The organism is Aromatoleum petrolei (assembly GCF_017894385.1).
In the GTDB taxonomy this organism is placed as follows: Bacteria; Pseudomonadota; Gammaproteobacteria; order Burkholderiales; family Rhodocyclaceae; genus Aromatoleum; species Aromatoleum petrolei.
Genome location: NZ_CP059560.1, coordinates 2,556,355 through 2,579,761, shown reverse-complemented (window position 1 = coordinate 2,579,761; position 23,407 = coordinate 2,556,355). Strand labels below are relative to the sequence as shown.

Genomic DNA, 23,407 nt, shown 5'->3' with positions numbered 1-23,407 from the left:
GAGAACGATCATGACCCCCGATATCGTCGAAACCGTCAACGTCGCGCGCGAGGTCGCGTGGCTGCCTTGGGCGGTGCAGTACTTCTTCCTCATCGGCCTGTCCTACGGCGCGTATCTCGTGTCCCTGCCCGGCCTGGTATTCCGCCGCCGCGGCTGGGAGGGGATCTCGCGCCTGGCGCTGCTGGCGGCGCTACTGTGCGGGCTGACCGCGCCGGTCGCGCTGCTCGCCGACCTGCACCAGCCGGGCCGCTTCTGGCACTTCTACGCCTATTTCACCCCCAGCTCGTGGATGTCGTGGGGGGCGTTCTTCATCCCCGTGTATCTCACCGGGCTGATTTTGTACGCGTGGCTCGCGTTCCGGCCGGCGCTCGCGCGCCATGCGGACGAGGGCGGCAAGCTCGCGGGCCTCGCGCGCCGGCTCGCCTACGGCGGGCACGAGAGCCGCAAGGCGCTGGTCGCGGCGGCGCTGCTGGCCTTCGTCGGCGCAGCGCTGGTGGCCCTGTACACGGGGGTGGAGGTGATGCTGGTGCGGGCGCGTCCGCTGTGGCACACGCCGCTGTTGCCGGTACAGTTCTTCGTTACCGCGCTGGCGGGCGGGCTGGGCCTCGCGCTGGTGTTCAACCGCGCGCTGCCCGGCGGCGGCGACCCCGCGGCGACCCGGCGCATGGCCGTCGCGCTGGCGCTCACGCAGCTGGCGGCGCTGCTGGTCGGTGCGGTGTGGCTCGTGCTGGGCATGAGCGGCATGTCGCCGGTGCACGCTCAAGCGCTGGCGGAGGTCGCGCCGTCGGCGAACTGGACCGTGAGCGCGGTGTGGGCGGTCGTCGCCACGCTCGTGACCCTCGTGCTTGCGCTGCGCCGCCCCGGCTCGGGCCTGCTGATCGGCCTGCTGGCGCTGCATTCGGCGTGGATGATGCGCTGGACAATCTTCATCGGCGGGCAGGAGCTGCCCAAGACCGGTGCCGGCTACTACAGCTACCAGCTCCCGCTCGGCCCCGAGGGCCTGCTGGGCATCATCGGCACGGCCGGGCTGTGGATCTTCCTCTTCGTCGTGCTGACCACGCTGCTGCCGCTGGAGCGTATCGGCCGCGTCGAGCGTGTCGGCGCATGAATCGAATCAAGGGAAACCGATCATGAAAATCGAACGTCGCGAACTGATTGCCGCCGGAGGCCTCGCCGCCTTCGCCGCGGGCTTCTCCCAGACCCTCGGCCGCATGGTGTCCGGCCTCGTCAGCGATGAACCGCAAGCGCACAACATCCACGGCCGTTCGGCCGAGCCGGAGTTCAGCGTGGATCCTTCGACGGGCGAACTGCGCGTGAACCCGAACCAGCAGGTGAGCTATACCGCCTGCCTCGGCTGCACGACCCAATGCGGCGTGCGCGTGCGCGTCGACAAGACGAGCGGCAAGGTGATCCGCGTCGCCGGCAACCCATACAGCCCCTTGTCGACGGAGCCGCATCTGCCAATGAAGGCATCGGTGAAGGAGAGTTTCGTCGCGCTGTCGCGCTTCCAGGACAAGGGGCTGGCGGGGCGCTCGACCGCTTGCGGGCGCGGCAATGCGGCGATGGACCAGATCGACTCGCCCTTCCGCGTGCTCACGCCGCTCAAGCGCGTCGGTCCGCGCAACGGCGGCAAGTGGCAGCCGATCTCCTTCGAGCAGCTGGTGCGCGAGCTGGTCGAGGGCGGTGACCTGTTCGGCGAAGGCCACGTCGAGGGCTTCCGGGCCTTGCGCGACCTCGCCACGCCGATCGACCCGGCGGCGCCCGAGCTGGGGCCGAAGGTGAACCAGGTGGCGCTGATCTCCAGCGTCAACGACGGCCGCGAGGCCTTTGCGCGCCGTTTCTGGAATCAGGCCTACGGCACGCTCAACTTCGTCGGCCACGGCTCCTACTGCGGCGGGGCGTACCGCTCCGGCTCCGGCGCGCTGTTCGGCGACATGAAGAAGATGCCGCACGCGAAGCCGGATCTGGCCAACGCCGAGTTCGTGATCTTCATCGGCACCGCGCCGGGCAACGCCGGCAACCCCTTCAAGCGCACCGGCACGCTGCTCGCGAAGGGACGCAGCGAAGGGCGGCTGGAGTACGTCGTCGTCGATCCGGTGCTGACCAACGCGGACAACCGCGCCGCCGGCGAGCGTGGGCGCTGGGTGCCGATCCGTCCGGGTACCGATGGCGCGCTGGTGATGGGGATGATGCGCTGGATGTTCGACAACGGGCGCGTGAATACGGCCTATCTCTCGTATCCGAACCTGGCTGCGGCGGAAGCCGCGGGCGAGCCGTCCTTCACCAACGCGAGCTGGCTCGTGATTGCCGAGAAGGGGCACCCGCGCGAAGGGCGCTTCCTGCGCGGCTCGGACATCGGCATGACGGTGACCGAGGAGGAGAAGTACAAGGAGGCGGACCCCTATCTCGTGCTCGGCGCCGACGGCAGGCCGATGCCGGCAGATGCCGCGACCGGCCCCGCACCGCTGGAAGCGGCGGGCAGCGTGGCGGTCGGCGACAAGGCGCTCGCGGTGAAGACGTCGTACGAACTGCTGCGCGAATCGGCGCTGAAGCTGAGCGTCGCCGAGTGCGCGGCGATCTGCGGGATGCCGGAAGCCGTCATCACCGGGCTGGCGGACGAATTCAGCAGTCACGGGCGCAAGGCCTGCGCAATCGCCCACGGCGGCATGATGGCCGGCAACGGCTTCTACAATGCCTATGCAGTCGTCACGCTCAACGCGCTGATCGGCAACCTCAACTGGAAGGGCGGCTTCGTCGTCAATGGCGGCGGCTTCAAGGACGCCGGTGCAGGGCCGCGCTATGACCTGGAGACCTTCCCGGGGATGGTGAAGCCCAAGGGCACGCCGCTCGGGCGCAACGTGCCCTACGAGAAATCCGCCGAGTTCGCGCGCCGCAAGGCCGAGGGCAAGCCGTATCCGGCACGCGACGCATGGTTCCCGAACGCGCCGGGGCTGGTCACGGAGTGGTTCCCGGCGATGCTGCGCGGCTATCCCTACGGGGTCAAGGCGCTGGTGCTGTGGAGTTCGAACCCGGTGTACGGCCTGCCCGGCGTGCGCCCGCTGATCGAGAAGGAGCTCGCCGATCCGAAGAAGATCCCGCTGATCGTGTCGGTCGACCCGCTGATCAACGAGAGCAACGCCTACGCCGACTACATCGTGCCGGATTCGCTGATGTACGAGAGCTGGGGCTGGACGGCGCCATGGAACGGCGTGCCGACGAAGGCCACCACCGCGCGCTGGCCGGTGGTCGAACCCAAGGCAGCGAAGACGCCGGACGGCCAGGCGATCGGCATGGAGACCTTCTTCATGGCGTTGGCGAAGGCGATGAACCTGCCCGGCTTCGGCACGGAAGGGCTCGCCGACATGGAGGGCAAACGCCTGCCGCTGGAACGGCCCGAGCACTGGTACCTGCGTGGCGGCGCGAACATCGCCTTCCTCGGCAAGGCGCCGGTCGGCGATGCGACGGACGAGGATCTCGCGCTGTCCGGCGTCGAGCGCCTGCGCCCGCTGCTGGAGGCGACGCTGAAGGAAGACGAATGGCGCAAGGTGGCCTTCCTGTACACGCGCGGCGGCCGCTACCAGCCGGCCGGCGAGGCGCAGGACGAGGCGAATCCCGACTGGCAGACCAACCGCTTCAGGAACGCGCTGTGGCTGTGGAACGACAACGTCGGCGGGGCGAAGAACAGTCTCACCGGCAAACGCTTCGCCGGCTGCGCGACCTGGCAGCCGCCCGCCTTCGCCGACGGCACGCCCATGCGAGATCGGCACACCGAGGCGGAGTGGCCGCTGCTGGCGGTGAGCTACAAGTCCGCGCTGCAGAACTCCTACAGCATCGCCACGCGCATCACCGCGCTGCATCCGGACAACCCAGTGATCGTGCATCCGGAGGACGCCGCGCGCCTGGGGCTCGCGACGGGGGATATCGCGCGCATGCAGACGCCGGGCGGCGAGGCGACCTGCCGCGTGATCGTGCATGCGGGCGTGATGCGCGGGGTGCTCGCGGTCGAGCACGGCTACGGCCATCGGGAGCTGGGCGCACGGGCGCACCGGCTCGGCGAGGCGCATCAGCCGCAGCGGCCGGATCTCGCCGCAGGCATCAATCTCAACGACCTGGGGCTGCGCGACCCAACCCGCGGCGGCGAGGCGATCTGGGTCGATGCCGTGTCCGGCACTTCGGTGCGCAACGGCCTGCCCGCGCGGCTGCTGCGGCTGTAAGGCACGAAGGATTCAAACGGGATGTAAATGCATGCGGAGCAATATAAGAAAAGGTCTATATTTAATCGGGATGCTACCGGTTCCGCGTCGAGAGGGGGCGGACCGGCGGCTTGCCGTTTGACTCACCGACCAAGGAGCTTGCGATGAAAACCGGATTGCTGACGGCGGCCTGTGTCGCCGCGCTGCTCGCGGGCGGAGCCTTCGCCCAGCCGGCGGGAGGGTTGCCGCCGATCGCCGATGATGCGCCGATCTTCGGATCACAGATGATGACGTCACAGGAGCGCATCGAACAGCGTGACCGCATGCGCGCCGCGAAGACGCTCGAAGAGCGCGAGAAGATTCGCGCCGAGCATCATGAGCAGATGGTCAAGCGCGCGAAGGAGCGCGGCGTCACGCTGCCCGAGGAGCCGCCGATGCGCGGCGGCGCAATGATGGGTCCCGGTGGTGGAATGGGCGGGGGGATGGGGCCCGGGCCGGGCGGCGGCATGGGCGGCGGTCCGCGCCGCTAGGCCGTCCCTTCAGTCCAACGCCGCGGGGTCCGCGCGCAGCATCAGGCGCGCGAGTTCCGCGGCGCTGCCCACCTCGGCCTTGTCCATGACGTGCTGGCGGTGCACATGCACCGTCTTCTCGCTGATGTCGAGTTCGCGCGCGACGAGCTTGTTGGGCAGCCCCTGCGCGACGAGACGGGCGACTTCCAGTTCGCGTGGCGACAGGCGGGCGAGGCGCGCCTTCGCCTCGTCGCGCAGAGCGTGGCGCGAGCGGTCTTCGGCGCCGCGCCGCACCGCCGCGGCGACGGCATCGAGCAGCGCCTGATCCTTGAACGGCTTTTGCAGGAAGTCACACGCGCCGTGCTTCATCGCCTGTACCGCGAGCTCGATGTCGCCGTGGCCGGTGATGAAGACGATGGGCGGCTGCGCGCCGTCCGCGCGCAGGCGTTCCTGCAGCTCGAGCCCGCTCATGGTCGGCATGCGGATGTCGAGCACGAGGCAGGCGGGCGCCTCGGGCGAGCCGGCCCGCGTGGCGAGGAAGTCCTCGGCTGAAGCGTGGCTCGCAACGTGCCAGCCGACCGATTCGAGCAGGAACACGAGCGAGCGGCGGAAGGCCGCATCGTCGTCCACGACATGGATCACGGCTTCATCGGTCGGCAGCATGGGTGCTTCGGCTCTCCGTTGGTGCGCTGGCGGATGGCGCCAGCGGCAGACTCAGGATGAATTCACAGCCCGGAGCTTCGCCCGTGCCATCGACGGTCAGGCGTCCGCGATGGGCCTCGGCGATGGTGCGGCAGATCGACAGACCCAGCCCCAGCCCATCCGGCTTGGTGGTGAAGAAGGGCTCGAACAGGCGTTCGCGCGCGGCCGCGTCGAGCCCGCAGCCGTAATCGCGCACGGTGATGTGCGCGTGTCCGGCGCTCTCCCCTGCGCCCTTGCCAATGCGCACGGCCAGGCGCTGGCGCTCGGGCGGCAGGCCGCGCGCCGCATCGTACCCGTTCTTGAGCAGGTTCAGCAGCACCTGCTGGATCTGCAGCGGGTCGACGTCGACGCTGGCGTCGGCCGGCAGCGCGTCGTCCACGGCAATGTCGGGGGCGTTCGCGAGCATGCCGCGGAACAGTGCGACCGCCTCGGCGACCAGCGTGCCAGGGGCGACGCGCTCGCGCACCGCCGCGCGTTTCCTGGCGAAACCGCGGATGCGGCCGAGGATGCCGGCGGCGCGTTCGGCTTGGCCGGCGATCTCGGCCGAGGCCTCGCGCACCGCGTCGTCGGTGAGGCGGCCATTGTCGCTGCGGCGGATGAGGCTCTGCGCGTAGTTGGCGATCGTCGCGAGCGGCTGGTTGAGCTCGTGCGCAAGCGTGCCGGCGAGTTCGCCCAGCACCGACAGGCGCGCGAGGTGGTCGGCCTGCTCCTGGTTGGCGCGGATGCGCGCCTCCAGGGCCTCGCGCGCCGCGAGTGCCGCACGCAGTTCGGCGGTGCGCGCATGCACAAGGTGCTCGACACGCACCGTGTACAGGATCCACGCCGCCAGCAGCAGCGCGAACGTCGCGATCCAGGGCCAGTAGCGCTCGGCCAGCACCATCAGCGTCGGCTCGCGCAGGTAGGCATAGGGGCCGATCTGCAGCTCGCGGAACATCTCGTGCACCGCCTGGTAGTCCGCCGGGACCGCCCACTCCATGCCGTCGCGATCGGCCGACATCCCCAGCAGCGCGAGCGTCACATCCCTGGCCAGCGCGGTCGGGGTGTGGCGAAGGGTCGCGAGTGGCCAGTCGGGGTACAACCGCGTCGAGCTCGCGCAGGGGAAATCCGCCTCCTTGCGCGCGTCCAGCACCGCAAAGTCGCGGCGCCATTCCTCGCGGCTTTCGAGCAGGCAACTACGCACGACACCGGCGTCCACGTCGCCGCGCGCGACGGCCTCGAACACGTTCGTCATCGGCAGGCCGACGACCTTGAGTTCGGCGAGGTCGCGCTGCGGGTCGATACCCTGCGCGGCGAGCTCGCGCCAGACCGTCTGAAAGCCGCCGAATCCTTCCGTCGACACGACCGCGAGGCGTTTCCCGCGCAGGTCGGCGAGGGTGCGCAGCCCGCCGCTGCCGGCCTGCACGATCACCGCGGAGCCGATGGAGCGCTCGGGCGTGCGCGGCGGGCCGGGGTCCAGTGTCAGGATGCGGCTCGCGCCCAGCTCGGCTTCGAGCTCGACGTAATGGCCGGGGTTGGTGATCAGGAAGTCGATCTCGCCTGCCGCCGCGGCGTCGCGCAGGCCGCGGTGGTCGAGCTGCACGAGGCTGACCGTGCGTCCGGGCAGCGCGGCCTGTACGCGGCGCTGCACTGGCGACCACTCGCCGATGGCGGCTTCCGCGCCGAGGAAGGCGAGCACGCCGATGCGCACGGCGTCGGGATCGTCGGCCGGGGCTGAGCGGGCCGGCGCCAGGGTGGCGAGGAGGAACAGCACGGCGCCGAGCAGGCGCCGCACGCCGGGGTATGCAGGCATCGGTCAAGCATCCCGCGTTCGCCGCGGACGGTCAAGCGGTCGTCATGGGTGTGCGCGCGGGGGGCGGAGGAAGGGCCACAACGCCCACGGCGTGACGGTTTCCGCAGTCCGGCCGTGCATGAGGTGCGCATTTTCACCCACCTGCAACGCATCTCCGTACAATCCTCTGCGGGAATTTTCCCGTTCGATCGCGTGCGTTCCGACGACCGCGGCGGGCCTTCATAACAATATTTCCGGTGGAGCTGAACTGATGAAGAAAAAGAATCCGGCGCTGGTGTATTCGCTGATCCGGGGCGCAACGGCGGCTGCCGTCGCGGTCCTCGCCCTCGCATCCGGCGCTGCGAGCGCCGATGAACTTCCCTGCGAGGCACCGGGTCGCCTGGTACCGATCTCCGGGAAGATCCTGACGAATGCCCTGGGGCCTGGCGACACGCTGGGCGTGCTGGCCGGCAAGATCGATGGTATGCCGAGCCTGAAATGCGGGATCCACGGCAAGGCTTTCTTCAATCCGGATGGAAGCTTCGGGGGATTCACCCACACGCTCGTCTGCGACGACGTTGTGCCCGCCCAGTACGGCGGCGAAAGGATTCACACGCAGGCGGTGTCGATCAGCCGCTTCTCCAGCGTTCCGGATTTCCGCAGTTGCGGCATTCCGGGCCTGGAATTCGGTTCCTTCACCGAGGTTTCCGATCCGCAGAGTGGCCGCGGCATCTTCTCGCCCACGGGCGGCGGGCGGCTGTATATCGACGGCACGGTCAATTGCGCCGGTGCCGTCGACATGAAGTTCACCGGCAAGGTCTGCCTCGTCCCCTGAGGGCGGCCGCGGGGACGCCTTGCATGGCGTCTCCGCCCTTGCGGATGCCGGTGCGGGCTTACTTTTCGACCGGCGGCTCGGCGAACTTCGCGCCGCCGCTGTTGGCGAGGTAGGCCACCGCACGGCGCACCTCGGTATCGGTGAGATCGGCGCCGCCTCCGCGCGGTGGCATCTGGCGGATGCCGCTGATGGCGTTCTTCGTCAGCGTGTCGAAGCCCTGCGCGATGCGCGGCGCCCAGGCGGCGGCATCTCCCGTCTTCGGTGCGCCGAGCGCGCCCGCTGCGTGGCAGCCGGCGCAGGTGCCCTGGTAGATCTGTTCGCCGGTACGGCTGCCCGGTGCCACCTTCTGCACTTTCAGCGAGATCTTCGCGACCGGCTCGATGCGGCTGGCGCGGGCTTCCGGGTCACCCTGCTGCGGCTGGCTGCAGGCCCCCAGCAGGGCGGCGAGCAGTGCGACGGCGGGCAGCGCGAGCGGGCGGACGGAACGGTCGGGGAGAGGGGCGGGCCGGTTGCACGAGGCGGTCATGCGGGCTCCTTGTAGGTGTTGTTTGGGAAGCCGCAAGTATAGCCGCCACGCCGGCCTCGGGCCGGGTGGCGGTTACGTGCTGGCGGCCCGGCCTGCCCGGGGCGGGCAATCCTGCCCTGTGCGCAGCGGCGTGCACACAAAAAAGCCGGGGTGTCCCCGGCGGATTGGTGTGCTGCGGAAAGCGCGCCGCTTACTGAACGCGCACCTCGACGCGGCGCGCCTCGGCGGCGTCGCCACCCCCCAGCGTCACTGCCGGACGGCGCAGCAGTACGCGGTCGGCCGGCACGCCCGCCTCGACCAGCGCGTCGCGCACGGCCAGCGCACGGTTCTTCGATACCTCGGCATTCACCGCGGCGCCGCCGGTCTCGTCATGGAAGCCCGACAGGAGCACCTTCTTGTCCGGTGCAGCTTCCAGTGCAACGACGATCGTCGCGATGTCCGGCGACGCATCCGCCGGCAATGCCGCCTCGCCGACCGCGAAATAGAACTTCACCAGCGGCTCGCCCACCTCGGCCACGTCGGCGAATTCACCTGCCACCGCTGCCGCCGCGGCCGGTGCCGGCACCTCGGCCGCGCGCAGCTTCCAGGTCCCGAGGCCGATCACCAGCGCGATTACCAGCGCGATGACACCGAAGAGCACACCGATGACGACGTTGAGTTCTCCGTCTTCCTGATCGAACATGTTCTACGCTCCAGTCACAAAGTTATCCCGCGAACGCAGGGTCGGCGGGCAGTTTAGCCCAAACGTCGCGAAATCGTATCGAATCGTTTCGCTGAAGATCGCCTCCTTGCAGCGAAATTCGACGCATTGTGGTGCCGGCGGGGTGGCAAGCTGGTTGCCTCCGCTGCGCGGTGGCGTTTGAATATGCGAAGTCCGGTGGGCGACGCGCGGGCGGGTGGAGCAGAGAGGAGAGAGATGGACATACCGACGATCATCGAGAAGCCCACAGTCCTGGTGGTCGACGACACCCCCGACAATCTGTCGCTGATGTCCGGCCTGCTGAAGGACCGCTACAAGGTCAAGGTCGCCAACGGCGGCGACAAGGCGCTACGCATCGCCCGCGGCGAGCCCGCGCCCGACCTGATCCTGCTCGACATCATGATGCCCGGCCTCTCCGGCTACGACGTGTGCGAGGCGCTCAAGGCCGATATGGCCACGCGCGACATCCCCATCATCTTCCTCACCGCAATGACCGCGACCGAGGACGAGACGAGGGGCCTCGCGATGGGCGCGGCCGACTTCATCACCAAGCCCGTCAATCCGCCGGTGGTGCTGGCGCGCGTCGCTACCCATCTGCACATCAAGGCCGCCGCCGACTTCCTGCGCGACAAGAATGCCTACCTCGAAGCCGAGGTCGCCCGGCGCACGCGCGAGCTCGCCGCGATCCAGGACGTCGCCATCCTCGCGATGGCCTCGCTCGCGGAAACACGCGACAACGACACCGGCAACCACATCCGCCGCACCCAGTTCTACGTCCGGGCGCTGGCCGAACACCTGCAGCCGCATCCGCGGTTCCGTGAATTCCTGACCGACGCGACGATAGACATGCTGTTCAAGTCGGCCCCGCTCCATGACATCGGCAAGGTCGGCATTCCCGACCGCATCCTGCTCAAGCCCGGTCGCTTCGACGACGCGGAATTCGAGACGATGAAGGCGCACACCACGCTCGGCCGCGACGCCATCATCCACGCGGAGCGGAAACTCGGCATGGATGTCGACTTCCTGCGTCTGGCCAAGGAGATCGCCTATTACCATCAGGAAAAGTGGGACGGCTCGGGCTACCCCGAAGGCATCGCCGGCGACGCGATCCCGATCTCCGCGCGCCTGATGGCATTGGCCGACGTGTACGACGCGCTGATCAGCAAGCGCGTGTATAAGGAGGGTATGTCGCATGAGCAGGCTGCCGTCATCATCCGCGACGGCCGCGGCTCGCACTTTGACCCCGACATCGTCGACGCCTTCGTCGCACTGCAGGACGAATTCCGCGCCATCGCCGCGCGCTTTACCGACTAGGCCGCCCTCGCCGCGCAACCAGGAGCCGCAACAATGAGCCTTTCGATGTCCGCGCTAGAGCGCCGCACGCTGGCGGCGAAACTGATGCTGGGCTTCGTCGGCCTGCTGCTGGTCGTCGGCGGCATCAGCCTGAATTCGCTGTACAGCCAGCATCAGCTGAACGACGAGTTGCAGGCGCTGTACGAACGGGAGCTGATGGGCGTCTCGCACGTCAAGGAGGCACGCATCCAGTTCGCGCAGATGGGCCATGCGCTGCGCCAGGCCATCCTGCCGCAGGAGCCCGGCGAACGCGATCTGGCGCTGCGTCAGCTTGCCGAGTCCGAGAGTCGCATGCGCAGCGAACTGGAGTCGGCGGTGGCCTTGTTCCACCGTCAGGACAACCGCGAGCGGCTCGCGCGCTTCGACGAGCGTTTCACGCAGTACAAGGCCGTGGTCGCGCGGGTCGTCGACCTGCAGAAGAAGGGCGACCTCATGGACGCGCTGGCCGCAGTCGCCTCGCCCGGCTTTCAGCACGCCGGAAAGGCCGCCGGCGACCTTCTGGTCGACATCGCGCGCGTGATGGAGGAAGAAGCGCGCGACGCCGCGACCGCGGCCGACCGGCGCATGGTCGAGATCGAGCGCACCACGTACGCCATGATCATCGGCGGAGGCTTGCTCGCGCTGCTGCTGGGCGCCCTCGTCGCGCAGTCCATCCGGCGGCCCACCGAGCGCCTGCGCAGCGTCGTCGAGCAGATCTCGGCCGGCCATTTCGAGCAGCCCGTCCCGCACACCGCATATCCCAACGAAATCGGCGACCTCGCGCGCGCCATCGAGGTACTGCGCGTCGAGGCGCGCAAGGCCGAGACGCAGCGCTGGCTCAAGACCCACCTCGCGGCCATTTCCGGCGACCTGCAGATGTCGTCCAGCCTCGCCGACCTGGCACAGAAGTTCCTCTCCAACCTCGCACCGGTTCTCAAGCTCGGCCACGCCGCCTTCTACTACCACGACGAGCCCGCGCGCCGCCTCGTCCTGCTCGCGGGCTACGCCCTGCGCGGGACGGCGCAACCCGTCCCGCAGTTCGCCCCCGGCCAAGGTCTGGTCGGGCAATGCGCGCTCGAGCGCGCGCCGATCATCTTCACCAACCCGCCTGCGGACTACATCCACATCGCATCCGGACTGGGCGAGGCGGCCCCGCGCGTGATCGCCGTCTTCCCCGTGGCGCGCAACGAACGCCTGTTGGCGGTGGTGGAACTGGCCACCTTCGAAGCGTTCGGCGCGCCCCAGCAAGCCCTGCTCGATGGCGTGATGCCGATCCTCGCGATGACCCTCGAGATCCTCGAACGCAACGCGGCCACGCAGACGCTGCTCGAGGAAACGCAGCGCCAGGCCGAGAACATGGAACAGCAGGCGCGCCTGCTCGAGGAGCAGACGGTGGAACTCGAGGCCCAGCAGGCCTCGCTGCGCGATACCTCGGCCCATCTGGCGATCCTCGAAGAGCGCAGCCGCCTGATCCTGGGCTCCGTCAAGGACGGCATCATCGGCCTCGATCAGGACGGCGTGATGACCTTCGCCAACCCCGCGGCGCCGGCGATGCTCGGATACCGCGAAGAGGAGTTCGTCGGCCGGGCCGTGCATGCGCTGATCCACCACAGCTATCCGGACGGCCGCGACTTTCCGCGCGACAAGTGCTCGATGTACCTCACCGGCATGGATGGCCAGGCGCGAACCGTCGACAGCGAAGTCCTGTGGCGCAAGGACGGCAGCGCGCTTCCGGTCGAATACTCGACCACGCCCATCCACAAGGATGGCAGCCTCGTCGGCACCGTCGTCGTGTTCCGCGACATCACCGAACGCAAGGCCGCCGAGAAGGCCCTCGCCGACCAGCGCGCCTCGCTGCAGTACATCCTCGACCACAGCCCCGTGGGCACTGCCTTCACGACCGACGGCTTGTTCCGCTACACCAACCCCGAGTTCACGCGCATGTTCGGCTGCGGCCCGGGCGACAGCGCGCTGCACATCTACGCATCGCCCGAAGACCGCCTGCGCATGGTCGAGGACCTGCGCCGCGACGGCTACATCCGCGACCGCGAGACGCGTCTGGTGGCTGCCGGCGGCGAACTGCGCGACTTCCTCGTCACCTTCATGCCCTTCGCCCAGGAGGGCGAGGAAGGCGTCATGGGCTGGCTGCTCGACATCACCGACCGCAAGCGCGCCGAGGCCGAGATCCTGCGCGCCAAGGAGCTCGCCGAGGAAGCCACGCGCGCCAAGAGCGACTTCCTCGCCAACATGAGCCACGAGATCCGAACGCCGATGAATGCCATCATCGGCATGTCGCACCTCGCGCTGCAAGGGCCGCTCGACCGCAAGCAGCGCAACTACATCGAGAAGGTGCATCGGGCCGGCGAAAACCTCCTCGGCATCATCAACGACATCCTCGACTTCTCCAAGATCGAAGCCGGCAAGATGTCGATGGAAACGGTCGAATTCCGGCTCGAAGACGTCATGGACCACCTCGCCAACCTCGTTGGCCTCAAGACCGAGGACAAGGGGCTGGAACTGCTGTTCAATGCCGCCCCGGACGTCCCCACTGCCCTCGTCGGCGACCCGCTGCGCCTCGGTCAGGTCCTGGTCAACCTCGGCAACAATGCAGTCAAGTTCACCGAAACGGGCGAGATCGTCGTCGGCATCGAAACCGCCTCGCAGGCCGCCGACCAGGTCGAGCTGCATTTCTGGGTGCGTGACACCGGCATCGGCATGAGCCCCGAGCAATGCGAATCGCTGTTCCGCAGCTTCACCCAGGCCGATGCCTCTACCACGCGCAAGTACGGCGGCACCGGCCTCGGCCTGGCGATCTCGAAGCGGCTGGTCGAAATGATGAAGGGCCGCATCTGGGTCGAAAGCGCCGTCGGCCGCGGCTCCACCTTCCACTTCACCGCCCGTTTCGGCATGCAGGCCGAACCCGCGATGCGGCGCATGCTGCGTGCCGACGAACTGCAGGGCGTGCGCGTGCTCGTCGTCGATGACAACGCCTCCGCGCGCGAATTCTTCTCCGCCATGCTGCGGCACTTCGGCCTGACGGTCGATGTCGCATGGGACGGCAACCAGGCGCTCGACATGATCGCCGCCGCCGACGTACGGCAAACCCCGTACGACCTCGTGCTGATGGACTGGAAGATGCCCGTCATCGACGGCGTCGAGGCCGTGCGCCGCCTGCAGGCCGGGCACCCCGCGCGCCAGCCCGCCGTCATAATGGTCACCGCCTACGGCCGCGAAGAAGCGCTCGGCTCGGCCGAACTGCGCGGCGTCGCCATCAAGTCCGCCCTCACCAAGCCGGTCACGGCATCGCGCCTGCTCGAAGCCATCGGCGAGGCGCTCGGCAAGCGCGGCCTCGTCGATACCCGCGCGCACGAAAGCATCGACAGCTCCAGCGCCGCCATGGCGACGCTCGCCGGCGCCCGCGTGCTGCTCGTCGAAGACAACGAAATGAACCAGGAGCTCGCCACCGACCTCCTGCGCCAGGCCGGCATCGAAGTCGTCGTCGCCGGCAACGGCCAGGAAGCGCTCGACACCCTCGCCCGCGACGCCCGCTTCGACGGCATCCTCATGGACTGCCAGATGCCCGTCATGGACGGCTACACCGCCACGCGCGAAATCCGGCGCAACCTCGCGTGGGCCAGGCTCCCCGTGCTCGCGATGACGGCCAACACCATGGCCGGCGACCGCGACAAGGCCATCGCCGCCGGCATGGACGACCACATCGCCAAGCCGCTCGACGTCGCCGGCATGTTCGTCACCCTCGCCAAATGGATCCGTCCCTCCGCCGTCGCCGCGGCGCAGGCCGCGCCGCAGCCGGAGTCAGAGCCTGCGGCTGCCGTCCTGCCCCCGCTGGCCGGCATCGACGTCGCCGCCGGCCTCGCGACGACGATGGACAACCGTAAGCTCTACCTGCGCATGCTCACGCGTTTCCGCGACACCCAAAGCCGCTTCGCCGAACAGTTCGCCGCCGCCCAGGCCGACCTGGACGCGACTGCCGCCATGCGCGCCGCCCACACCCTCAAGGGCAATGCCGCCAACATCGGTGCGCGCGGCGTGCAGACCGCTGCCGAAGCCCTGGAACACGCGTGCCGCGACAGGCTCCCGAGCGCGCAGCTCACCCCGCTGCTCGAGTGGACGCTCGCCGAACTCGCCCCCGTCATCGAAGGTCTGGATGAGCTCGGCCGGGCGGATCCCGCTGTGCCACCAGCGGAAACAATCGCAGCGGCCGTTGACGCCGGAAACCTGCAACCAGACATCGCCCGCCTCAAGGCCCTGCTCGAAGACAGCGATCCCGAAGCCGCCGAGGTCATCGAGGCCCTCGCCGAACGAGCCACTGGCACCCCGATCGCACCCGCCCTGAAACAGGTCGCCACCAGCGTCGCCGCCTACGATTTCGACAAGGCGCTGGTGAGCCTTGCGGTGTTGAGCCGGAATGGCTCCTGAGGAGGAGAGTGCGGCCAAGGGCTGCGCGGATTCCTGCTATCCGAAGGCAGAGCTCGTCACCTGCCGCGGTTCAGGTATAATGCCGCGTTCCGTCGCCACGTCAGTGGCACAAGGCGCCCGTAGCTCAGCTGGATAGAGTACTGCCCTCCGAAGGCAGGGGTCGGACGTTCGAATCGTCTCGGGCGCGCCAGATACATCAAGGGGTTAGCGATTCCGCTAGCCCCTTTTTCTTGGGTTCGGCGAAAATCTTTGCGTAGTCGGTCCGGAAACCGGACGAGCAGCGCAGGAGCCCTTGGTGCGGCGCGTCTTCATGAAACCGGGCAAATCGCTATATCTTTGCGAGGACGGGAGATCCACATATTGAAGGGCGACGCAACGGGACCGTGGTGCCTGCTCGCCGGGCGGGGGCGACCACCTCCCGGGTGTCATTTGATTGCGAATCCGGGTCCCGGGCTTGACTGATTTCGAAAGTACGCTATAATCCCGCTCCTTTAGCGCCCGTAGCTCAGTTGGATAGAGTACCTGGCTACGAACCAGGGGGTCGTGGGTTCGAATCCTGCCGGGCGCGCCATGCACGCTAAAGCGGGGCACCAGATCGGTGCCCCGTTTTTTTTTTGGCACGGATCGTCGCGGCCAAATTCGCCTGGCGTCCTTCATCGCCCGCTCACCTTTACGCCGTCCCGCAGCCGGTCGTCCGGATGCACGACCACGCGGTCACCTTCCTTGAGCCCCCCCAGCGCCTCGGCAATCAGTCCGGTGCGTTGCCCGGTGTCGATGCGCCGGCGCACGGCACGACCTTCCTCGACGACGAAGGCGGCCCAGGCGTCGCCGTCGCGGAACAGCGCGCTCGCGGGGACCTGGAGTACGTTCGCGCCTTCCCACAGCACGAAACTCGCCTCGACGCGATAGCCGTCGCCGAGGCGCTGCCAGGTCTCCGGCGGCGACTTGAAATCGACGATCACCCACACGCGCTGCTCCTCGACGCCCAGTGCCGATACCTTGGTGAAGCCCGCCGGTTCGATGACGCGCACGACGCCCTCCAGCGCGCCCTCGCCGCCCCAGCGTTCGAACAGAACGCGGGTGCCGGGGCGGATGCGTACCGCGTCGGCGGAGAGCACGTCGACCTCGACCTCCAGCGCGCGCGGGTCGCCGATTTCGACCAGCGGCTGGCCGCTCTCGACCGCGCCCTCGCTCTTGCGCGGGATCTTCAGCACCTGGCCTGCGACCGGCGCGCGCACGAGCACCGGTTCGCCCGCGCCGCCTGCTGCGGCGTAGCCGAGGGCCGTGCGCGCGGCCTCCAGTTCGTGGCGGGCGGTGGCGACGGTGAAGCGCGCCGAACGCAGCTCCGCGCCCGCGCGATCGTCCGCCGCCACCGCGCGGTCCGCGGCATCGGCGGTGACGTGGCCGGCCGCGCGCAGCGTGCGGATGCGTGCGAGCTCCTTGCCCGACAGCTCGGCACCGGCCTCTGCTGCCAGCACGCGCTGTTCGACCGCGGCGAGGTTCGCCTGCGCCGCCGCGACGCGCGCCTCGGCCTCGGCGTGCCGGCGCGCGTCCAGCACTGCCGAGCGCGTCGCCTCCAGCGCGACGAGCGGGACGCCCGCCTCGACCGTGTCGCCCACGTCGAGCGCGATGCGGCGCGCGTAGCCGTCGACCGGCGCCGTGACGACGTAGCGGTCGACGACGCGCGTACGCCCCTCCTGCTCGACCGTGACGCGCAGCGGCGCGCGCACCGCCTCGCCGAACTCCACGACCACCGGTTGCGGCCGGAAGCCCGAATACATCCCCCACGCGAGCGCCGCGACGATCAGCGCGAACACGATCTGTCGGCGCCACTGCACCTTGGTTTTCATCGTTTCACTCCGGGGTCTTCAAGACTTCGATGAGGTCGAGCCGGTCGAGGCGGCGGCGCACCGCGAGCCCCGACAGCACCGCCGAAACCAGCACCACCGCGACGGCGAAGGCATAGGTTTGCGGCACCAGCACGACCGGCACGCGGAAGAGGTCGGTCTGCATCGTCTGCGCGATGTAGTAGCACATCGCCTCGCCGAGCTTGAGGCCCAATGGGATCGCGACCAGCGTCAGGATGCCGAGTTCGCCGAGCAGGATGTAGCCGATCTCGCCGCGCGTGAAGCCGAGCACGCGCAGGCTCGCGAGCTCCCGCCCGCGCTCGGTCAGCGCGATGCGCGCGCTGTTGTAGATCACCCCGAAGGCGATGATCACTGCGAATACCGTCGACACGTAGGTGAAGAACAGCATCGTCTCGTCCATCAGGCGGTTGAAGTTGCGGATCTCCTGCACGCGTTCGGCCACCCCCGCGACGCGCGGCAGCTCCTTGAGGCGCGCGTACAGCCCCTGCAGCTGCGCGTGATCGACGGCCAGCCACGCGCCCGAGATTGTCGGCCCCTCGTGCATGAAGCGGTTGAGCGCCGCCAGATCCATGTAGGCCGCGACGCCGAGGTACTCTTTCACGAGGCCCGCGACCGTCGCTTCGCGCAGCGGCCGGTTGCCTTCCAGCACCTCGACGACGATGCGGTCGCCCGCGCGCACGCCCAGCATTTTGCCGAGATGGTCGGTGAGCAGGATGCCGTCGGCGGGCATCGCGACCGGGTGCAGCGAGGTGTCGAGCAGGCGCTGCAACTCCCCGGCCGGCTCGATGCCGCGGATCGTCGTGCGGTAGTCCAGATGTCCGCTGCGAAGACGCACCGGCACGGAGCGGAAGGCCTCGACGTGTTCCACGCCGGGCAGCCCCGTCAGATCGAAGCGCGCGCGGTAGGCCGTGGGTTCTGTGAACGCGACCGACAGGTCCTCGCGCTGTGCGAGGCCGTAATGCACATTCATCATGAAGCCGACGGTGTCGCGCTGGAACAGGCCGGTGAGGATGATGCCGCACGCGAGCGCGATGCCCAGCGTCGTCAGCGCGGACTTCAGCGGCTTGCGCCAGATGTGGCGCAGGATCATGCGCGTGGGCTGCGACAGCCAGCGCTTCAGGCCCAGCTTCTCGACCAGCGTCTCGCGATAGCGCGGTGGCGGTTCGGGGCGCATCGCCTCAGCGGGCTTGAGGCGCGCGGCCCGCCACACCGCGACGATGGTGCCCGCACCCGCGGCGGCGAGGCTCGCACCTGCAGCCTCCAGCATTGTTTCAGGCTGCAGGCTGAAGCGCAGCCACGGGAAGTAGTAGAACTCCATGTAGATCCCGGACAGCGCGTGCCCCAGCCATGCGCCCAGCAGGATCCCGCCCGCGATGCCCGCGCCGGCGATCACCGCGACGAGCTTCAGGTAATGCGCCGTCACCGCGCCATTGCCGTAGCCGAAGGCCTTCAGCGTCGCGATCTGCTCGCGCTGCATCGTCACGAGGCGGCCGATCACGACGTTCAGCAGGAAGGCCGCGACGCCCATGAACATCGTCGGGAACAAGGTGGCCAGCGTGCCGAGCTGGTCCAGCTCCTGCGTGAGGAAGCGGTGCGAGAGCTGGTCCTTGCGCGCGTAGGCGCCGAGTCCACCGAAAGGCGTGATCAGCGCATCGACGCGGTCGATCACGTCCTGCGCGCCGGCGCCCGGACGCAGGCTCAGCGCGAGGTCGTTGAAGGCACCGTCGAGGTCGTAGGCCTGCCCCAGCGCCTTGCGCCCCATCCACATCACGCCGTAGCGTTTGGGATCGGGGAAGGCCGAGCCCGGCCGCAGCTGCTGCACGAACTCCGGCGACAGCGCCGTGCCCACCACCGTCAGCGCCTGGCGGCGGCCGTTGAGGATCGCGTGGAAGCGGTCGCCCGGATGCAGCGTGTGCGCCTTCGCGAAGGGCGTGCTGACGACCACCTCGTCCGCGCGCCCGGACAGCGGCAGGCGCCCTTCGCGCAGGTGCAGGCCGTTGAGGCCGTGCGGCGCATCGCCCGCGAGCGACACCATGCGCGCGCTCACCGGCTCGGGGAAGTCCGGCATGTCCAGTCGCACCGGCTGCACGACGCGCGTCTCCACGCGCTCGACGCCCGGAATCGCCGCGATGCGGGCGCGCAGCGATTCCGGCGCGCGTTTCAGGCTCGCAAACACCTCGGCGAAGCGGTACTCGCGGTAATAGTCATCCTGCGTCGCGCGCAGCGCGCCGAGCGTCGACAGGAACATCACGTAGGTGCCCACGCCGCACATCACCACCAGCGCGATCGCGATGGCCTGTCCGCGCATGTGCCACAAGTCGCGCCACAGCTTGCGGTCGATCGCGCGCATGGCGCTACCAGCTCAGCTCGGCGGCCGCCTTGCGGCGCTCGTTGCGTTCGATGCGCACGACGTGGCCGTCGCCGAAATGCACGACGCGGTCCGCCATCGCCGCGATCACCGCGTTGTGCGTGATCAGCACGGTGGTCGTTCCCAGCTCGCGATTCACGCGCGCGATCACCTCCAGCACCATCACGCCGGTCTGCGCATCGAGCGCCCCGGTTGGTTCGTCGCACAGCAGCACTTGTGGCCGCTTCGCCACCGCGCGGGCGATCGCCACCCGCTGCTGCTCGCCGCCCGACATCTGGCTGGGGAAGTGGTCCATGCGCTGTGCCAGCCCCACCAGCGTCAGCGCCTCCTCGGGCGTCATCGGGTCGTGCGCGATCTCGGTCACCAGCGCGACGTTTTCGCGTGCGGTGAGGCTGGGGATCAGGTTGTAGAACTGGAACACGAAACCGACATGCTCGCGCCGGTACTGCGTCATCGCCGCGTCGTCATCGACGGTGAGGTCGTGCTCTGCATAGCGCACCGTCCCGCTCGTCGGCGTATCGAGCCCGCCGAGGATGTTCAAGAGCGTCGACTTTCCGCTCCCCGAGGGCCCCAGCAGCACGACGAGTTCTCCCGCGACGAGGTCGAGATCTACCCCGCGCAGCGCGTCGACGCGCACCTCGCCCATCTGGTACACCTTCGTGAGGCCGCGCGCCTCGAAGATCGGGCGCGGCGAGGACGCAACGAGCGGGGAAGGGGCGGACTGCTCGGGCATGCGCAGCTCCGGCGGTGGCTACGCTGGGAGCATAGCGCGGCGTGCGCGGCTTGTGACCTCGACCGCGTCACGCGGCAGTCGGCGCGGCGCCGATTGCCCGCCGCGCGGCCGCGTTACGCGGGCTGGTTTTCCCGTTCCACGTCCGCGAGGAAATCCTCGGCCCGCAGTTGTTCGGCCTGTTCCAACCACAGCGGATAGTGCGTGCGGAAATCCGCGGTGATCTGGGTCAGCGGCACGTCGGGGAAGTGGCCGCGCTGATTCACGTATTCCATGTGCTTGTTGCCGCTGCGGTCGAAGGCGTGATAGATCGAGTCGCTGCGACCGTCGAATTCCAGCGGCAGCAAGCCGAAGCGCTCGCACAGCGTGAGGTTGAACGCCGGCGTGGCCTTGTACCACGCCTCGTCGATGAGGATCTCCGTGTAACCGTGCCAGCGGTACAGGTCCGAGCCGATGGTCTGGCGCATGCGTTCGGTGCTGAGGTGGTTGCGCACGTCCGCGTAACCCAGGCGCGCAGGAATGCCCGCCGCGCGGCACACCGCCGCCAGCAGCGTGGCCTTCGGCACGCACCAGCCGGCGCCGGCGGCGAGGACACTGCTCGCCTTCATGCCGTTCTCCGACAGGTCGATGCGATAGGGGTCGTAGCGGAAGCCGTCCCGTACGGCGTAGTACAGGGACACTGCGCGCTCGCGCACGTCCTGGCCGTGGCAGTGCTCTTGCGCGAAGGCGAGGACTTCGGGGTGGTCGCTGTCGATCAGCGCGGTGGGCGAGGCGTATGGATTTGTCATTGAAGCGTCCAATGATTGACTCTGCAACTATATACCGTTCCGGCCGTGCCTGTCGAAGTCGGGGGCCCGGCCATACATCAGTCCTGCTGGCGCGTCATCTCCAGGCGCGACAGGTCGAAGCCCCGTGTCGCGAGGCGCGCGCGCAGTGCTTCCAGCGCCTGAGGTTCGACCGTCGGCGTGCGCGAGAGGATCCACAGATACTCCCGCCCGGGCTCGCTCACCGCCGCGAGGCGGTAATCCGTGTCGAGGTCGATCACCCAGTAGTCGCCCCACACCCAGGGCAGGAAGGACAGCCACGCCGGAGCGAAACGGACCTTCAGCCGTGGGGAATTCGCGTCGCCGATCTGGCGGGCGGTGCCGATCGCCTCGTCGACGCGGCCCTCGGCCGTGCGGCAGCGATTGGCCACCTGCACCCGTCCGTCCTCCTGCAGGCGGTACTCGGCCTGGGTGAAGCCTGCGCAGTGGCGCTGGAAGCGGTTCGGGTACTTGGCGATCTCGTACCACGTGCCCATGTAGCGCGGTACGTCCAGCGTGGCGATGGTCGTCAGCTCGGCGGGCTGGGCGCCCGCGTGCGCGGAGAGGGGCTGCGTCGTCAGCAGGGTGAGCGCGAGCAGGGCGCTCCGGATGGTGCGGCAGGCGGAGCTGCAACGGACGGTCGAATGTCGTGCGGGCTTCATGATTGCGGCAGGCGAAAAGCTACATGTTAGCCCAGGCGTACCTTGCGGCGTGCCGAAGCCGCCGCGATGCGCGGCGCGGCGAATCATGAAGCTCGTGCCGGCCTGCCGTCCGCGGATGATGCGCCCCGCCCTGGGGCAGGTTCCGCCCGAGGAGGCCTGCGGGCGTCGCTCCTCGTTGCCGTCGATCAGATCCGGAACCGTTCGACCGTGGTGTTGAGCTGACCGGACACCTGGCGCAGCTCTTCGGCGGCTTCCGCAGTCTGCCCGGCGGCTGCGGTGTTCTCATCGGCCATCTGTGCGATGCACTCGATGTTCTTCGCGATATCCGAGGTCACTGCGGTCTGCTCGGACATCGCGCTGCTGATCTCGGCAAGCCCGGTGCGCGTCTCGAGGGCGGAAGCCTCCGCGTGGCTGAGCACGGCGGCAACCTTGCTCATCAGGGTCCGCGCGGCGCCCAGGCGCTCGCGGCTGGCGCTCATGGCGCTCTCGACGGCTTCGCCCTGCGTGGCGATGCGCTGCGTGTGTACGTTGATTTCGTTGGCCGTGTGGCCCGACTTCTCGGCGAGTTTTCGGACTTCGTCGGCGACCACCGCAAAACCGCGGCCTTGCTCCCCCGCTCGCGCCGCCTCGATCGCGGCATTGAGCGCGAGCAGATTCGTCTGGTCGGCAATCTCGCGCACGTGCCTAGTGAGGTTGGTGATGAATTGGGTCGCGTCCACGAACTCGTCGAGAGTGCCGTTCGCGTCCTCGATGGCACTTTGCACCTTGCCGAGCTCGACGCTCAGGTGGTCCGTGTGCACCGCTCCGTCGTGTCCTTCCGCGACGCTGCGATCGCCCAGTTCCCGCACGCCATGCGTGCTGTCGGCCACGTGCGCGATGCTGACGGTCATCTGCTCGACCGCGGCGCTCATCGACGACGCAGACTCGCTCTGCTGCTCCGTGCTTGAGCGCACCTGCTGTGCCGCAATCGCGAGACGTTCGGAGCTTGCCGCGACGCTCTGTGCATCTCGTTGGATCGCGCCGAGGCTGTCGCGCAGCGTCGTCAGCAAGCGCTGAAAGGCCGACGACATGCTGCCGATCTCGTCCTTCGACGAGTAGCCGTAGTTCACCGTCAGATCGCCGTCGCGCGCGACTTTCGCCATGACTGCGTCCAGGTGGCCGATCGGTCCCGTGACGTAGCGCCGCAGAATCAGCGTCGCGAGCAGGAGGGCGAGTGCGAAGATCCCCGCCAGGAGCCCTGCATTCCCGAGGAGCCCGTGACGAAACGCAGTCTCGATGTCGTCCGTATACACCCCGGTGCCGACGATCCAGTCCCAGCGGGCGGCCCGTTTCACGTACGAGATCTTGGGTTGTGGCTCGGTGTAGCCCGGTTTGGGCCACATGTAGTGGAACTCGCCGCCCTGGCGCCCGATCTCGGCAAAGCGCACGAAGATGCGCTGGCCGCCGGCGTCCTTGAAGTCGCTCAGGTCCTTTCCGTTCAGCTCCGGCTTGATCGGATGCGCGAGCATCCGGGCCTTGCTGTCCTGGATCCAGAAGTAGTCGCCATCGCCGAAACGCATCTTGCCGATGGTCGTGACGGCGATCTGGCGCGCCTGTTCTTCACTGAGCGTACCGGCGTCGGTCAGCGCCGCCTGCTCGTTAATGACGGTGATCGCCTGGTCCACCAGTGCCTGGATGACGGTGAGGCGGTCGCGATACATTCGCTCGCGTTCGCCGTAAATCATGAATGCGACGCCGGCGGCAACCAGCAGCATCGTGAGACCCAGCACCAACCCGATCTTCCGCGCGACCGGGATGTCCTTGAATTGAATCACAACCGACCCTCCTGTTTCAGCGCCCCGATGTCCGGTCCGGACAGGGAGTGTTGAAACACATTGTTATTCAATTCCTGGTCGGCGCTCCGCCCTTTATGCCGAGTTTATGACATTTATCAATGCATTGCGGGTGCTTGTATGTATTGGAATAATAATA

16 protein-coding genes and 2 tRNA genes are annotated in these 23,407 nt (G+C 68.4%); 8 read left to right on the top strand and 10 right to left on the bottom strand.

Features of this window, described 5'->3' with window-relative positions:
- Positions 1 to 10: 10 nt before the first annotated feature.
- From nrfD to ToN1_RS11780, 3 genes are all read left to right on the top strand, one after another.
- Positions 11 to 1,108 (top strand): NrfD/PsrC family molybdoenzyme membrane anchor subunit, encoded by a 1,098-nt coding sequence (gene nrfD, locus ToN1_RS11790; RefSeq protein ID WP_169207066.1) that lies wholly within the window; start codon positions 11 to 13, stop codon positions 1,106 to 1,108.
- A gap of 22 nt (positions 1,109 to 1,130) precedes the next feature.
- Positions 1,131 to 4,214 carry a molybdopterin dinucleotide binding domain-containing protein gene (locus ToN1_RS11785; RefSeq protein WP_169207067.1) on the top strand — a complete coding sequence of 1,028 codons (3,084 nt, stop codon included), beginning with the start codon at positions 1,131 to 1,133 and terminating at the stop codon, positions 4,212 to 4,214.
- A gap of 143 nt (positions 4,215 to 4,357) precedes the next feature.
- Positions 4,358 to 4,723 (top strand): hypothetical protein, encoded by a 366-nt coding sequence (locus ToN1_RS11780; protein WP_210148097.1) that lies wholly within the window; start codon positions 4,358 to 4,360, stop codon positions 4,721 to 4,723.
- Positions 4,724 to 4,732: 9 nt separating this feature from the next.
- Here ToN1_RS11780 and ToN1_RS11775 read toward each other — a convergent pair whose 3' ends face one another.
- On the bottom strand, positions 4,733 to 5,365 hold the full coding sequence (locus ToN1_RS11775) for a response regulator transcription factor (RefSeq protein WP_169206511.1): 633 nt from the start codon (positions 5,363 to 5,365) through the stop codon (positions 4,733 to 4,735).
- A complete protein-coding gene (locus ToN1_RS11770; RefSeq protein ID WP_169206512.1) occupies positions 5,349 to 7,193 on the bottom strand; it encodes a sensor histidine kinase in 1,845 nt (614 codons plus the stop codon). Before ToN1_RS11770 ends, ToN1_RS11775 begins: the two co-directional genes overlap by 17 nt.
- Positions 7,194 to 7,443: 250 nt before the next feature.
- Between ToN1_RS11770 and ToN1_RS11765 the strand changes: the two genes are divergently transcribed.
- Positions 7,444 to 8,007, top strand: coding sequence for a hypothetical protein (locus ToN1_RS11765; RefSeq protein ID WP_169206513.1), 564 nt, complete (start codon positions 7,444 to 7,446; stop codon positions 8,005 to 8,007).
- A gap of 58 nt (positions 8,008 to 8,065) precedes the next feature.
- Here ToN1_RS11765 and ToN1_RS11760 read toward each other — a convergent pair whose 3' ends face one another.
- Positions 8,066 to 8,533, bottom strand: coding sequence for a c-type cytochrome (locus ToN1_RS11760; RefSeq protein ID WP_169206514.1), 468 nt, complete (start codon positions 8,531 to 8,533; stop codon positions 8,066 to 8,068).
- Positions 8,534 to 8,723: 190 nt separating this feature from the next.
- Positions 8,724 to 9,215: an OmpA family protein gene (locus tag ToN1_RS11755; protein ID WP_169206515.1), complete on the bottom strand. Its 492-nt coding sequence runs from the start codon at positions 9,213 to 9,215 to the stop codon at positions 8,724 to 8,726.
- Positions 9,216 to 9,449: 234 nt separating this feature from the next.
- Between ToN1_RS11755 and ToN1_RS11750 the strand changes: the two genes are divergently transcribed.
- From ToN1_RS11750 to ToN1_RS11735, 4 genes are all read left to right on the top strand, one after another.
- Positions 9,450 to 10,547 (top strand): response regulator, encoded by a 1,098-nt coding sequence (locus ToN1_RS11750; protein WP_169206516.1) that lies wholly within the window; start codon positions 9,450 to 9,452, stop codon positions 10,545 to 10,547.
- Positions 10,548 to 10,580: 33 nt separating this feature from the next.
- Positions 10,581 to 15,005: a response regulator gene (locus tag ToN1_RS11745; RefSeq protein ID WP_169206517.1), complete on the top strand. Its 4,425-nt coding sequence runs from the start codon at positions 10,581 to 10,583 to the stop codon at positions 15,003 to 15,005.
- Between the two features lie 113 nt (positions 15,006 to 15,118).
- A tRNA-Arg gene (locus ToN1_RS11740) sits at positions 15,119 to 15,195 on the top strand.
- Between the two features lie 304 nt (positions 15,196 to 15,499).
- Positions 15,500 to 15,576: transfer RNA gene (locus ToN1_RS11735), tRNA-Arg, on the top strand.
- 82 nt (positions 15,577 to 15,658) lie between these two features.
- Here ToN1_RS11735 and ToN1_RS11730 read toward each other — a convergent pair.
- The 6 genes from ToN1_RS11730 to ToN1_RS11705 form a co-directional block, all read right to left on the bottom strand.
- Positions 15,659 to 16,855, bottom strand: a complete 1,197-nt coding sequence (locus ToN1_RS11730; protein WP_169206518.1) for an efflux RND transporter periplasmic adaptor subunit — start codon at positions 16,853 to 16,855, stop codon at positions 15,659 to 15,661.
- Positions 16,856 to 16,859: 4 nt separating this feature from the next.
- Entirely contained in the window at positions 16,860 to 19,223 is a 2,364-nt protein-coding gene (locus ToN1_RS11725) for an ABC transporter permease (protein WP_169206519.1), read from the bottom strand.
- A 4-nt stretch (positions 19,224 to 19,227) separates the two neighbouring features.
- On the bottom strand, positions 19,228 to 19,974 hold the full coding sequence (locus tag ToN1_RS11720) for an ABC transporter ATP-binding protein (protein ID WP_169206520.1): 747 nt from the start codon (positions 19,972 to 19,974) through the stop codon (positions 19,228 to 19,230).
- A gap of 113 nt (positions 19,975 to 20,087) precedes the next feature.
- Positions 20,088 to 20,759 (bottom strand): transglutaminase-like domain-containing protein, encoded by a 672-nt coding sequence (locus ToN1_RS11715; RefSeq protein WP_169206521.1) that lies wholly within the window; start codon positions 20,757 to 20,759, stop codon positions 20,088 to 20,090.
- 77 nt (positions 20,760 to 20,836) lie between these two features.
- The gene (locus ToN1_RS11710) at positions 20,837 to 21,436 is read right to left on the bottom strand and encodes a lipocalin family protein (protein WP_169206522.1); all 600 of its coding nucleotides are present in this window, start codon (positions 21,434 to 21,436) and stop codon (positions 20,837 to 20,839) included.
- Positions 21,437 to 21,621: 185 nt separating this feature from the next.
- The gene (locus tag ToN1_RS11705) at positions 21,622 to 23,250 is read right to left on the bottom strand and encodes a methyl-accepting chemotaxis protein (protein WP_169206523.1); all 1,629 of its coding nucleotides are present in this window, start codon (positions 23,248 to 23,250) and stop codon (positions 21,622 to 21,624) included.
- Between the last annotated feature and the right edge of the window lie 157 nt (positions 23,251 to 23,407).